The organism is Roseburia intestinalis L1-82, assembly GCF_900537995.1.
Classification (GTDB): Bacteria; Bacillota; Clostridia; order Lachnospirales; family Lachnospiraceae; genus Roseburia; species Roseburia intestinalis.
Window position 1 is genome coordinate 3337976 of record NZ_LR027880.1, and the last position, 14450, is coordinate 3352425.

The 14450-nt window shown below is 42.9% G+C and carries 12 protein-coding genes and 2 tRNA genes; all 14 read right to left on the reverse strand.

The genetic code is table 11. The features are described 5' to 3' along the window. Positions 1 to 228 precede the first annotated feature (228 nt). Positions 229 to 1422 carry a transposase gene (locus RIL182_RS15720; protein ID WP_243128698.1) on the reverse strand — a complete coding sequence of 398 codons (1194 nt, stop codon included), beginning with the start codon at positions 1420 to 1422 and terminating at the stop codon, positions 229 to 231. Between the two features lie 229 nt (positions 1423 to 1651). Next, on the reverse strand, positions 1652 to 2197 hold the full coding sequence (gene ispF, locus RIL182_RS15730) for a 2-C-methyl-D-erythritol 2,4-cyclodiphosphate synthase (RefSeq protein ID WP_006855752.1): 546 nt from the start codon (positions 2195 to 2197) through the stop codon (positions 1652 to 1654). A gap of 28 nt (positions 2198 to 2225) precedes the next feature. After that, positions 2226 to 3548 carry a ComEC/Rec2 family competence protein gene (locus tag RIL182_RS15735; RefSeq protein WP_044998571.1) on the reverse strand — a complete coding sequence of 441 codons (1323 nt, stop codon included), beginning with the start codon at positions 3546 to 3548 and terminating at the stop codon, positions 2226 to 2228. Between the two features lie 130 nt (positions 3549 to 3678). Continuing rightward, positions 3679 to 3752 (reverse strand) — tRNA-Met (locus RIL182_RS15740). A 32-nt stretch (positions 3753 to 3784) separates the two neighbouring features. Next, positions 3785 to 3857 (reverse strand) — tRNA-Val (locus RIL182_RS15745). Between the two features lie 189 nt (positions 3858 to 4046). After that, the gene (locus tag RIL182_RS15750) at positions 4047 to 6497 is read right to left on the reverse strand and encodes a homocysteine S-methyltransferase family protein (protein ID WP_006855754.1); all 2451 of its coding nucleotides are present in this window, start codon (positions 6495 to 6497) and stop codon (positions 4047 to 4049) included. A 92-nt stretch (positions 6498 to 6589) separates the two neighbouring features. After that, a complete protein-coding gene (gene mnmA, locus RIL182_RS15755) occupies positions 6590 to 7669 on the reverse strand; it encodes a tRNA 2-thiouridine(34) synthase MnmA (RefSeq protein WP_044998573.1) in 1080 nt (359 codons plus the stop codon). Positions 7670 to 7956: 287 nt separating this feature from the next. Beyond that, on the reverse strand, positions 7957 to 8748 hold the full coding sequence (gene fliD / locus RIL182_RS15760; RefSeq protein WP_242655466.1) for a flagellar filament capping protein FliD: 792 nt from the start codon (positions 8746 to 8748) through the stop codon (positions 7957 to 7959). A gap of 357 nt (positions 8749 to 9105) precedes the next feature. Continuing rightward, complete coding sequence (locus RIL182_RS15765; RefSeq protein ID WP_006855757.1) at positions 9106 to 9783, reverse strand: uracil-DNA glycosylase; 678 nt, start codon at positions 9781 to 9783, stop codon at positions 9106 to 9108. A 16-nt stretch (positions 9784 to 9799) separates the two neighbouring features. Then, positions 9800 to 10561 carry an imidazole glycerol phosphate synthase subunit HisF gene (gene hisF / locus RIL182_RS15770; protein ID WP_006855758.1) on the reverse strand — a complete coding sequence of 254 codons (762 nt, stop codon included), beginning with the start codon at positions 10559 to 10561 and terminating at the stop codon, positions 9800 to 9802. 15 nt (positions 10562 to 10576) lie between these two features. Continuing rightward, a complete protein-coding gene (gene hisH, locus RIL182_RS15775) occupies positions 10577 to 11182 on the reverse strand; it encodes an imidazole glycerol phosphate synthase subunit HisH (RefSeq protein WP_006855759.1) in 606 nt (201 codons plus the stop codon). Between the two features lie 2 nt (positions 11183 to 11184). Then, complete coding sequence (locus RIL182_RS15780; protein ID WP_006855760.1) at positions 11185 to 12606, reverse strand: hypothetical protein; 1422 nt, start codon at positions 12604 to 12606, stop codon at positions 11185 to 11187. A 73-nt stretch (positions 12607 to 12679) separates the two neighbouring features. Beyond that, complete coding sequence (locus RIL182_RS15785; protein WP_006855761.1) at positions 12680 to 13588, reverse strand: chemotaxis protein; 909 nt, start codon at positions 13586 to 13588, stop codon at positions 12680 to 12682. Between the two features lie 94 nt (positions 13589 to 13682). After that, complete coding sequence (locus RIL182_RS15790) at positions 13683 to 14396, reverse strand: hypothetical protein (protein ID WP_015521252.1); 714 nt, start codon at positions 14394 to 14396, stop codon at positions 13683 to 13685. Between the last annotated feature and the right edge of the window lie 54 nt (positions 14397 to 14450).

Genomic DNA, 14450 nt, shown 5'->3' on the forward strand with positions numbered 1-14450 from the left:
ATCTGAGTCTCATTTCAATTCACCAAAATATGGTTTATCATATCTTATTTTTATGATCGTGTCAATACATTTTATATTTTATCAGGGATTTCGCTTTTAACTTTTTTATCTATGCATTTTTATAAATAATCCAGTTATCAGCATTCCATCTGCGGTTACCCTTCGTTCCTGGTCAATACGCGCAAAATTCCCCCTGCTTTTTCCCTATATATTTTTTCTGCTGATTTTCTATCCGCCTTTTTCACATAAAATCTGTTTCACTTTTTCTGTTAGCAGCTCATCGCAAAAAATCCGGTTTATGCTCTTTCGGCTTATACCACTTCCTGCAAAGTTCCGGCTTCTTCGGTACAAATATAACTCTCTTACATTAAAGCCTATGATTATCAGATTAAATATGGTTTCAACCGCATCTCGACAGTAACAGTGCTTTGCGTGGTAATACGTTTTCAATTGATGGAAACCATTCTCCTCAATGTCCCACCTGCGGTGCATCATTTCCCATAAGACTCGGTAGTCTGCCGCTTCCAGAGTCGTTACAAGCCACATGAAACGCTCTGTTTCTTTTCCATTTTCTTCCCACTGCTCATGATACCGCACCACACGCAGTTTATATGGACACCCTTCCATCTTAAAACCAGAAAGATCCCATACTTCAATCTTCTTTTTCCCTTTCCAGAAAGATGCCTTTTTTCCCTCATCCTGTTTGAACAGACGCTCTGCATCCTGAAAAATCATTCTTCTTTCGTCTTTCAGGCGTATCACCCCTTCCAGACCATTTTCCTTCAGAGTGTTGATAAATGGAGCATTCAGATATAACGCATCCGCCACAATCACATCCGCAAAATGTCCATGCCGTTTCTTCAGCCGCTCAATCAACCTTTTTCCGCCTGTCAGTTCTCCTTCGTCTTTCCCAGAACCATCCCTTGGTTTTAACATTTCCTGCCCCAGAATTACGTGTGGCGATTTACCTATAATCATGCACACCACACTCCGGTAAAAGTATTCGGTTTCCCCTGTGTGTTTTTTTCGGCTCAGACAGTTCGGACAGGATTTTTTTGTACTGCTGAATAATTCCACACCATCGAGACCTGCCACAACATATCCGCCTATCGTTCCTTCCCGGAATACCCGGTTACGTTTTATGATATCAATCATTTCTTCATGTATGCTGCGTATTTCATCCGGGTTTATTCTGGAGAGAAGGTCGCGGACTGCATCAACTTTTGGAATCCTTCCACTGATACAGTTTTTCAGTCTTTTCGACATGCTTTCAGGGGCTGAAAAAATGGTATGGAAACTTTCATACTGCAGCATCAGAAAAAGCAGTACCGGCATGACAATGTTAAACAATGGAATAGATTTTCTTTTTCTTTCGTCCGTTAAACACTTGATTTTTTGCGGGATTTTATATACACTCTTCATATAAGTTAGCAGTTTCTTCAATGCTAATTTTTCATTCAGGACACCTTCTTTCGTATGTTTTGTTCCATAACATAATTATACAATAAAAGGTGTCCTTTTTGAGTGATTATACAGAAAAAAACAGTAATTTGATACCCAAAATTGATATCCCCTGCTTTGCCTGGAATTCACAGGCAGAACAGGGGCTTTTATTTTTTAAAGCGAAATCTCTGATATTTTATTTATACTTTTATCTTCCACAGGCACGTCCGGGACAGCCCGCACAGCCTCCTGCAGAATCCGCCACGCTGACACTGCTCTCATAGATCGTTGTCAACGCACAGATTGCCTGTGCAGAGATTCCCTGTTCCGTTCCGGTAAATCCCAGTCCCTCTTCTGTGGTCGCTTTCACATTGATCTGATCTTCTGATATTTTAAGTGCTGCTGCAATATTCTTCTCCATCTGTTCGATATGCGGACGCATCTTTGGTTTCTGTGCGATGATCGTCGCATCGATATTTTCCACAATATAACCTTTTTCGGCGATCAGTCCCGCCACATGTTCCAACAGTTTCATGCTTGAAATCCCTTTATATTTCGGATCCGTATCCGGAAAATGCTTTCCGATATCTCCAAGTGCTGCTGCCCCAAGCAGTGCATCCATAATGGCATGAAGCAGTACATCTGCATCCGAGTGCCCCAAAAGTCCTAATGTATGTGGGATCTTTACCCCTCCAATGATCAGGTCCCTGCCCTCCACTAATTTATGAACATCATATCCCATTCCTACGCGCATATTTTTCTTTTCCCTTCTATTAATATTTTTACTGTGGCGGATTACACTTTGAACACGGTGTAAGCCCTCTTGCTTTTGCCTCTGATAAGGTCACTTCAATATCACTTTTTCTTAAATACTGGCATCCGGCAGAGTGATATTTTTCTCCCGTTTTCGTGATGTGAACGATCACATCCGAATTTCCATCCGTCTGGTCCGTCGGATTACTTACGGCTGCATCTGTTTCTGCATTATTCTGGCTGTCAGCTGCTTTTTCACTTTTTTCTGTGTCCTGACTCTTTTTTGCTTCCCCTGCCTGCCAGCTCTCTGATGGAGACATATTCCAGGTAAGTGTTGTCCCATCTGACGAGGCAACGATCGTTCCCTGCTCATCCGTGCGGAAAACAGATACTCCGGCTGCACGGAGTCTGTTTAATACTTCCGCATGCGGATGTCCATAAGAATTGCCTTCCCCAGCACTGATTACCGCATACGTCGGATGTACTGCATCAAGAAATGCCTGGGATGTTGCCGTATTGCTTCCATGGTGTGCAACCTTATAGACATCCGCCGAGATATCGATGCCATTCTGCAGGATATCCTGTTCTGCTCCCTCTTCCGCATCCCCGGTAAACAAAAACCGGTGGTTTCCATTCTGTAAAAGGACGCCGACCGACCAGGAATTCATATCATTTCCATACTCTTTGTTTGGAGCAATGATCGTAAATGCTGCTCCACCGATCGTGTATGTCTCCCCGACAACCGGATAAGTGGTCTTATATCCCTTATTTTTCATCGTCTGCACAACATCATCATAAGTGCGCGTGTTATTTGCAACATCCGGCATGATGATCGTCTTACAGTCAAATTTATAAAGAACGACATCCATTCCTCCGATGTGGTCTGCATCCGGGTGCGTGCCGATCACATAGTCAAGAGTCTCCACTCCCTGATGCTGCAGATAATTCTGTACAAGTGTACCTTTATCATTATTTCCCGCATCGATCAGCATAGAATGGCCATCACATTTGATCAGAGTCGCATCCCCCTGTCCCACATCTATAAAATGTACTTCCAGATTACCTGCCGTCTTTGCCTGCTCCGCATCATTTTCTTCCGCGACAGTCTGACGACTTTGCTCTGTCTGACCCTGTTCTTCGTTTTCCGACGTTTCCTCCTGTTTTGAACCTTTCATAGAACCCGGTACGAATTCCATCTGATTTTCTGTATCCTGCAGCTCATCCGAATCTACAATATAGCTGCTCTGTGATCCATTTTCTGTATTTTCCGTACAGCCACTCAATAACATACAGCCGGTAAGCATACTTAGTAATAATATGAAAAATGCCAGCTTCTTATATTTTTGTTTCATAGTTCTCCTCTCCTGCATCTTTAAAAGTAAAATTGAATTCTGCCTGTATAGGATTCGTATCATAAACTTATTATATAAAAAATTTTGCCGGTATACAACAAAAGACCTCAGAATCTCTGAGGTCTTGAAGTAGCGGAAGGGAGATTCGAACTCTCGACACTACGGGTATGAACCGTATGCTCTAGCCAACTGAGCTATTCCGCCATATTAAATTGTCATCAGAACTTCTGATGTAATGGGACCTATAGGGCTCGAACCTATGACCCTCTGCTTGTAAGGCAGATGCTCTCCCAGCTGAGCTAAGATCCCATTTTTGTCCTTTGCTTTTTGCAACCGACTTCTAAAGTATACTATTACAGAAGATGAAAGTCAACACTTTTTTTCATATTTTCCTAAAAATTTCAAAAACATAACAACACATCCAGCTTTCTATACTGGCACTTCATGTAAAACAAGCTACAAGACTCGTTTTACATGTTATGCTATACTAAAAGTGTCTTATGCCAGTAAGCGTTCGACCAGTTTCACACATTCCGCTGCATCTTTCGAATAGCCATCTGCTCCGATCTCATCCGAAAAACTCTCCGTGATCGCCGCTCCTCCAATTACAATCTTCGCCGTACAGCCTTTTTCTTTTGCCAGCTCCACAACGTCTTTCATCCGCATCATTGTGGTCGTCATCAGTGCGGAAAGTCCGATCACCTTCGCACCTTCATTCATTGCGGTATCCACGATCACATCTGCCGGAACATCCTTGCCAAGGTCGATCACATGATAACCGTAATTCTTCAACATCAGAACCACAAGATTTTTTCCGATATCATGGATATCGCCCTCAACTGTCGCAACAACGATCGTAGCCATTGCCTCTGTATTACTGCGCTCTAACATCGGCTCTAAGTACTCGATTGCAAGTTTCATCGTATTAGCGGAAGAAATCAGCTGTGGCAGGAAATATTTCTTTTTATCAAATAATTCTCCTACTTCATTGATCGCAGCGATCAGATGCTCATTGATAATCTCATCCGGTTTGGCTCCGCCATCCAGCATCTTTTTTACTTCTTCTAATACATGTTCTTTGTTTCCCTTTAAAACTGCTTGAAATACGCCGCTTCCCGTACTCTCTTTCCTGGTTTCGCCGCCAGCCGCAGATGTACCTGCAGGTGTTTTCTGAACCATGACACGTTCCATACCGGCATATTTTTCTGACAGGAAATTCATGCGCTCAATATAACGGATGTCGCTTTCTTTCTTATTCAACAGCATATCCGACGCAAATGCGGCATTCATCAGAAGTTCCTGTGACGGATTTGCAATCGCCATCGTAAGACCATTTGCGATCGCCATTGTAAGAAAAGCCGTATTGACATAAGTACGTTCCGGCAGTCCGAATGAAATATTAGAAAGTCCACATGCTGTCGGCAGTTCCAGTTCATTTTTGCAATAGGAAAATGTCTCAAAACACTCTAACGCTGCATTCGGATTTGCTCCGATCGTGGCAACCAGTCCATCCACAATGATATCTTCTTTTGCCATGCCGATCCTCACCGCCTCATCCATGATCGTGCGGATAATGCCATGTTTCTCAGCAGAATCTTTTGGCAGTCCCTCATCCGAGAGGGGAAGCAGGATAAACATTGCCCCGTACTTCTTTGCAATCGGAAGCAGTTTTTCAAACTTTTCTTTTTCCAGTGAAATCGAATTGATGAGTGCACGTCCCGGATAGATGCGGAGCGCGGCCTCAATAATATCCACATGGCTGGAATCAATGCAAAGCGGACAATCCACCGTCGAAGTCACTTCGTAAATGGTACGCAGCATCATCTCTTTTTCATCAATACCGTTCATACCCATATTGATGTCAAGGATCGATGCTCCATTTTCCTCCTGTTCTAATGCCATGGTACGAACAAGATTTAAGGAACCCTCTTTTAACTCTGCCTGCAGCTTTTTCTTTCCGGTCGGGTTAATACGTTCTCCAATGACCATAAAACGTCCATCAAGCGTGATCTCTACAGACTTACGCTCTGAAGTCAGCATTCTTCTCTTCGTCTGAAGCGGTGCTTTGACCGGGATACCTTTTACTGCCTCCTTTAAAGCACGGATGTGCTCCGGTGTTGTTCCACAGCATCCTCCAATGATGGCAGCACCCTCTTCGACCAGTTTTTTCCCGACTTCGGCAAATTCTTCCGGCTCTACATTAAAGACGGTCTGACCATCGATCAGCTCCGGCATTCCGGCATTTGGTTTTGCGAGAAGTGGTATCGCTGCATACTCTGCCATCTTCGCGATCGGCTCTAACATTGCCTCCGGTCCGGTCGAACAGTTCATTCCGACCGCATCCGCACCAAGGCTCTGCATCACAACAACCGCTGTCACCGGATCTGTTCCATACAGTGTTCTTCCGTCTTCATTATAAGTCAATGAAACCATGACTGGCAGGTCACATACTTCACGGATTGCCAGCACAGCCGCACGGCATTCCTGCAGGCTCATCATCGTTTCAACCACAAAAAGATCTGCTCCGGCCTCCGCAATAATTTTCGCCTGCTCTTTATAAACATCCACCAGATCCTCAAACATCAGATCTCCCAACGGATAAAGCTGTTCTCCTGTCATGGTAAGATCTCCGGCAACCAGCGCATTTGTACCCTTTGCAGCCTCTTTTGAGAGTGCGACAAGCTTGCGGTTCATCTCCTCTAAATGATCTTCCAAACCATATTCTTTTAATTTTATTCTGCTCGCGGTAAAGGTCGGCGCAAATAAAATATCGGTTCCGGCCTCTACATACTGTTTCTGCAGATCGATCAACACTTCTGAATTTTCCAGGATCCACTGCTCCGGACATACTCCGACCGGCATTCCTGCCTTCTGTAAATTCGTTCCTGTTGCACCATCAAGCAGTACCGGGCCTTTTTTTACCAGCTCCCTAAACGCTTCTCTTGTCATTGCTGCCAGTTCCTTTCCTTTTCACGTCATTTTTATCTTGTGTAATCTGCTGTCTTTTTTACCATCCAGCGGCTTTCCGTCATATCGCTTTTCTAAAGGATCGTGCCGCCTCCGGCAACATATTCTCCATCATATAATACGACTGCCTGTCCAGGTGTCACCGCACGCACCGGCTCTAAAAATTCACAGTGTATCGTATCTTCTCCGGTTCTTGTCACCTTGCACATACTCCCGCTGTGGGAATAACGGATTTTTGCCTTCAAAAGCATCTCATCCTGAATATCCGGGATGGACATAAAATTAATATGATCTGCATCCAGTTCATAAGTAAACACATCTCTGTTCTCACCAAGTACGACCTCATTTGTCTCCGGCCGTATCTCCGTGACAAATACCGGATGCCCGAATGCAATTCCGAGTCCCTTTCTCTGTCCGATCGTATAATGCGTAATCCCTTTATGTTTTCCGACTACAGTTCCGTCTGTCAGAACAAAATTTCCCGGAGGTGGTACCTGATCGCCGCATTCCCGGTCAATAAATCCGGCATAATCATTGTCAGAGATAAAGCAGATCTCCTGACTGTCTTTTTTATGTGCAACCATAAGACCAATCTCCTCTGCAATCTTACGGATCTCATCTTTATGATAGGCGCCGACCGGCATCAATGTGTGTGACAACTGTTCCTGTGTCAGATTGTAAAGTGCATACGTCTGATCTTTGACTGCTGTCACGGAATTTTTAATTGCATATCTTCCATTGGAAAGCTGCTCGATTCTCGCATAGTGCCCGGTTGCAATATAATCCGCACCAATCGCAAGACTCCGATTTAACAATGCTTCCCATTTTACATAACGGTTGCATGCAATACACGGATTTGGCGTCCTGCCTTTTAAATATTCCGCAGTAAAATAATCCATGACATTTTTCTTAAATTCCTGTTTGAAATTCATGACGTAATAAGGAATTCCAAGACGGTCTGCCACTCTTCTGGCATCATCCACTGCCGAAAGACCACAGCATCCGCCACTCTCCTCCTGCACAAATTCATCCTCATCCTGCCAGATCTGCATGGTCACACCGATCACATCATATCCCTGTTCCTTCAAAAGATATGCTGCCACAGAGGAATCCACACCGCCTGACATACCGACTACTACTTTCTTTGCTGCCATTCTTTTCTCCATTTCATCTATCTCAAATATTTTCTATTCTGCCAGATGTCAACATCCATTTTTACACTATATATTATTTGACCATACATCGCCCCATTGTGCAATCTTTTTTTCCGGTGCACTGATTATTTTTTTGCAAAATTTATGAGAAACCCAATCCGAGTTTCTCATAAATGATTGCGTGATATAATCCTTCCACCGTCCGGATCACATCATACCAGTATGACCGCTGCTGTCCGCTTTCAAAATGTATGAAAACAGCAGCATATTTTTCTGCAGCTCTGCGATCAGATCGTAGAGTTATAAAGTTCGCCTGTTCTGTAATTATAGGTATAAGAACCTGATTTCTGATAGGTATTCGCCTTTGCGGCCTCACTCTTTGCATAAGACTCTGCACGGCCTGCCTGCCGTTTCACTTCTGTTCCATAGTAGCTGCTGTCTGCAAACATTGCCTTTACCTTACTCATATCAGTCTTCTTAAACTTTTCTTCATCAATGGTAAGCTTGTTGTCTGCACCTATGGAAATACCGATATCAGAAAGTGATTTACGGTTTGCCTCTGTCACATTCACCATGCTGGCACCGGCTCTTAAAATACTCTTTGTATTGGAATTGCCCACTTCATCGATCAGACTATTATAGCTGTCTGTAAAGTTTTTAACAGCTTTATAGATAGCATCCGTATCATAACCGGTTGTCTTGTTTCCATTTTCATCTGTCTTTGTCACTTCGTTAAACAAGGATTTATCCCCTGTTTCCTGAAGAGCTGCAACCGACTTCTCCACACTCTTCGCATCACTCTCAATCACAGCGAGTGTCCTGGTGCTGTCTTTGGATGTTGACGTTGAGGAAGATGTTGTATCGTCTGAATCACTGACCTGTCCACCTTTCCCATAATACGCATTTAACAATTTAAAATAGCTGCCCGATCTGATTGTTGCCCAGTCACTGTAATTGATTCCAAGTATATCACTTCCTGACATACTGTTCGAAAACAATGAATTCTTAGATGATGTAGTGTTTAGACCAGAAAACAAAACTCCCATTGAATATGAATTATAGCCAGAAATTGTTGCCATATATCTCACTCCTTTGAAATAATACAATAACCTGTTCGTTATGAATCAAACATCCCTGTTTTCTTTTATATCGTCATTTTAGGCCGTTCTCTTTATATTTTCAAGCATTTTCCACAGGTAAAACCGTCTTTTCAGGTGTATGGATAACCTAACCAATTTTTTTGTATTTTTTTCTGTTTTTTTGTTTTAAATTACTAAAAAATTGTTAATTTATTATTCACACTTTGTTCATATATGATTGATATACTAAATACAGTTAAAAAATACTTAGACAACTTGTTATAATATACTTGATAAATTTTTTTCATAATAGCCCGGGCGCCGAAAGGTGTCTGGGCACTCCTCATTTATGGGAACTTACAGGTTTTCGATCTGCCAGTCGATCGGCTCGATCCCATTTGCTTTTAAGAAATCATTTGCCTGACTGAAATGTCTGCATCCAAAAAAACCTCTGTATGCAGAAAGTGGGCTTGGATGTGGCGCTTTTAAAATCAGATGCTTCGGATTTGTCAGCATCGGTATCTTGCTCTGTGCCGGTCTTCCCCACAACATATATACGATTGGCCGGTCCTGTGCATTGACTGCCTGTATGATTGCATCCGTAAACTGCTCCCAGCCTCTTCCCTGATGGGAATTCGCCTGATGTGCACGGACAGTCAGCACCGTGTTTAAAAGCAGTACGCCCTGATCCGCCCATTTTTTTAAATATCCGTTGTTCGGAATATAGCATCCCAGATCATCCTGAAGCTCTTTGTAAATATTCTGCAGAGATGGCGGGATCTCCTTCTGTGATGGCAGTACGGAAAAGCTCAGACCATGTGCCTGATTCTCATTGTGATACGGATCCTGTCCTAAGATCAGTACTTTTACCTCACTAAGCGGTGTAAAATGCATCGCATTGAAGATATCATCTGCCGGCGGATAAATGACCGCCCTGCTGTATTCTTCTTTTACAAATTGAAATAGTTCCCTGTAATATGGCTTTTTAAACTCTCCCTGAATTGCCGGGAGCCAGTCATTCGTAATCATTGCCATGATATTTACCCTCTTATTATCTTCTGACAGAGACACCGCATTCTGCCAGATAATCTTTCAGATCACAGATCTCAAGTTCTTTGTAATGGAATAAAGAAGCAGCAAGCGCTGCATCCGCTTTTCCCTCCGTCAGCGCATCGTAAAAATGCTCTTTCGTCCCCGCTCCACCGGAAGCGATCACCGGAATAGAAACATTTTCTGCGATCATACGGGTCAGTTCAAGATCATAACCTGCCTTGGTTCCATCACAATCCATACTGGTCAGAAGAATTTCTCCTGCGCCAAGCCGGTCCGCTTTCATTGCCCATTCCACAGCATCAATTCCGACATCAATACGTCCACCGTTCTTGTAAATATTCCAGCCCGAACCGTCTGCACGCTTTCTTGCATCGATCGCTACCACCACACACTGGCTGCCAAACTTATCTGCCGCCTCACTGATGAGTTCCGGACGGTTGATTGCAGAAGAATTAATCGATATCTTGTCCGCACCCTCACGGAGTAATGCCTTGAAATCATCCACAGTACGGATACCGCCGCCTACAGTAAATGGAATAAACACTTTTTCTGCCACTTTGCGCACCATATCCACGACCGTCTCTCTGGCATCTGAGGTTGCTGTGATATCGAGAAATACCAGTTCATCTGCCCCCGCCTTATCATAAGCCGCTGCGATCTCAACCGGATCTCCTGCATCCCTTAAATTTACGAAATTAACACCCTTTACCACACGTCCGTTATTCACATCCAGACACGGAATAATTCGTTTTGTAAACATTTTTATCCTCCTGTCTTAAATCCCGGCAAAATTTTCTAGTATCTTAAGTCCGACTGTACTGCTCTTTTCCGGGTGGAACTGACATGCAAAGATATTGTCCTGTTCCACGGAAGCATGAATATGTGTGCCATATTCCGTAGTTGCTTTCACAATTCTGTCATCTTTTGCTTTCAGATAATAAGAATGAACAAAATAAACATATGGATGCTCCGGCAATCCTGCAAAGAGCCTTCCATTATTCCATAGATCCAGTGAATTCCATCCGATATGCGGTATTTTTAATCCCTCTGTATCTGGTATACGCAGAATCTGCCCATCTAACAAATGCAGACCTTCCACTCCGCTGCTTTCCTCACTGCCCTCAAATAAAAGCTGCAGACCAAGGCAGATGCCAAGAAATGGCTTTTTCTCCTCCACCACTTCCTGTATCACTTTATCCAGTTCATATTTTTTTAACTGGGCCATCGCCTCACCGAAAGAACCAACCCCCGGTAAGATCACCTTGTCTGCCTGACGGATTTCATGAAAATCCCTCGTTATCACGCATTCCTGATGTAAAAAGTCAAGTGCCTTTTGTACGCTTTTTAAATTGCCTGCATCATAGTCAATGATCGCTATCATTTTTATTCCTCACTAAGTCCTGCATCATCCAGTATCTGATAAATCTCTTTTGAATATGCAGTCCGATCCTTCATGTCATATACTTCAAGTGCTTTTTCCGTATCAATCTTAAATGCTTCTAATGCTTCCTCTGCCTTTGCCTGTATGTCTGAAATCTCTCCTTCACATCCAAGTTCTTTGGCATCACTGCTGTATTCTTCACATCTTCCGATCGTGCTGATCAGTGAATCCAGTGCCATATCATAAATTTTCTGGTTCACCAGATTCTGATATGCTCTGTACTGACCTGTTGTATATGCCAGAATACGGTATTTTCTGTAGGTATCCTGATCTTTCTCTTTCACTTCAAGACCTGCCACATCCTGAAATGCCTGCTCATAATCACCCTTTGCATATGCGTCTTCTGCATTTGAAAAGCTGCTTGAATAGCCGACCAGATTTGTTGCTAACACCACAAGAATAAGGAATGAGAATACCATTACAAAGATCAGAATTACCGGCACCTTCGGCAATGGAGGAGTCAGATCCGGTTCCTTTGGCGGCTTTGGCTTCTTTTCTTTCTTTGGCTTTGGTTTCTTTTCTTTCTTTGGCTTCTTTTCTTTTTTCTTTTTCTCTTTTTTCTTCTTTTTCTCTTCTTTCGGATCCGGCTTTTCTTCTTCCTTCGGTGCATCCGATATATCCGGAATATCTCCCAGTTCCTGCAATATCTGCATATTTGGATCTGACAAATCAATGTCACCCGCATTTTCTCCTGTTAGCGGTTCTTTTTGAGATGAGACAGAATCACCTTTTTCATCCTCATCATCTTCCCCAAAAAGAATGCGTGATAATTTTTTTAGAAAACCTTCTTTTTTCGGAGTTTCTTCTATGCCATCCGGAGTAATTTCGGTTTCTTCTGCCTCACTGTCTCCAAACATATCAGCCCCGCCAAGGTCTCCAAAATCATCCAGTCCTGTGCTGCCTGCATCATCCATACCAAAAGTATCACTTCCGGCATCATCTGACGCCTGTGCCGGTTCTGCTGTATCTTCAGACTGTTCATCCGGCTCTTTTTCCATCGTCTGTGCCTGTGACAAATCTTCTGTTTTTGTCACATCATCGATACCCGGGATATCTCCAAGCGTATCCATCAGGAAATCATCATCATTATTATTATGATCTGCTCCATCCACAATCTGATCTAAACTGTTAAAGAAATCATCCGTTTTTTCCTCTTCCGGTGACGACTTCTCATTTTGCAATTCTTTTTCAAACTGTTCTAAAAAATTATCTTCCGCTTCTTTGGAAAGTAAATCATTTTCCATATCATTCATAATATCTTCCTCTGTCTGCATCGTTTCACTCCCGGTTTTTTTCTTTGTATCCAAATCTTTTTCAGATATGGAATTTAACAGTCCATCCAGATAATCTTCTGTCCCGCTCATCCGATACCTCCGTCAAGCCTATAACTTAATTTGGGGATGTGACAATACATCACATCCCCCTCTTCGCTTCAACCTAATCAATGCTTTTATCAATTAAATTGTCAATAGCCTCTACAAGATTGCCGATTTCAGGTTTTGTCAACTGAGCATCTGCCCCTAACTGTTTGCCTTTAATTCTCATTTCCTCATTGACCAAAGATGAGAAAATAATGAGCGGTATCTTCTTCATATTATCATTTGTCTTAACCAGTTTGGTCAGTCTGTGTCCATCCATCATCGGCATCTCGATATCCGTGATAATACAGTGAACCTTGTCACGCACATTGCCTGCTTTTTCAAATTCAGTAAGTTTGTCCCATGCTTCCTGACCGTTCATTGTCACAATCAGATTGGTGTATCCTGCCTTCTTCAGACAATCTGTGATCAAGCGGCTAAGAAGCGGTGAATCCTCAGCGATCAGGATCGGAGAGTCACAACGTTCACGGCTTACCATATTATCAACATCTGATACCTTAAGTCCTGTCTCCGGGCTGATATCGGATACAATCTTCTCAAAATCAAGGATGATGATCAGCTTGTCATCCATCTTAATGACACCTGTGGATGCACTGTTATTCTCCGTATTGATCGTTGAATCCGGTTTGATGATGGATTCCCATGATACACGATGGATACCAATCACGGCATCTACATGAAACGCAATATTTAATTTGTTAAAGTTCGTGATGATAAAAAGTCCTTTGTTTTCTCCGTCCTCCGGCATTCCCAGGCATCTTTTCAGATTAACAACAGTAATCATCGTATCACGCGGCATAAAAATACCTTCCACACTTGGATGAGAATTTGGTACTGGTGTAACCGGCTGATACGTCAATATCTCTCTGATCTTTGCAACATTGATTCCATAATGATTATTTCCTAATGTAAATTCCAGGACCTCCAGTTCATTTGTTCCTGACTCTAAAAGTATATTTGTATCCATTCCTGTCTCTCCTCCCGCGTATCATCTGCTACGCAATTCGTCTCTTTTTCCATTGCATAAATACTGCATTTATTATAGCACATTACTAATATCATTACAAAGTAATTTGATAATTTGTACCGCTGATATTTACAAACAGATCCAGACTGTCCACACTGGTCACACTGTCCGGCACCTGAAACAATAAGATAGTATTTTCTGTTACTCCAGCCGGGACTGTTTCCTGATACAGTGCAAAATCAGATGGAAGTATTGTATTTTCTTCCTCTGCTTTTTCCTGACCATTGACCATAACAGAGAACTTCGGTGTCTTTGCAAAGTTATCTATCGCTATTTCATCCGCTCCGGAATTTGTAATATCAATACCGACAATCACAAATGTCTTGCCCTGCTCTGCATCCAGCGAATAATAACCGCCCTCCATATAATTTGCTGCAATTTCTGCTCCGGTATATGTGACCGACAGATTTTCTCCTCCAAACAGTTCATCCAGTGTCGACGGCTCTGCTGTTTTATTCTCTGTGCTCTGGTCTCCTGCAGCTGCATTGCCGGATGCATCCAGTGTGATTTTATTCTCCGTCTCCGTCGTCTGTGACTCATCCACTGCCTCTGTTTCCTGCTCATTGCGGCTCACATTTGCAAGACCGTCAGGCTGGCTCGTATTAAATTTTGCCACAGCGTGTGCCGAGTAATCCACAATCATGCCTTCCTCATCTTCTGTTAAACTGTATGGCTGTTCTCCACATCCACCGAGCAGCAACGCTGTCACTGCTGCCACTGCCGTTAATCTCATTCCCGTTCTTTTCATGGCATTCCTCTCAAAATATCTGTAAATAATAGAACTCACGCTCTGCGAATATTC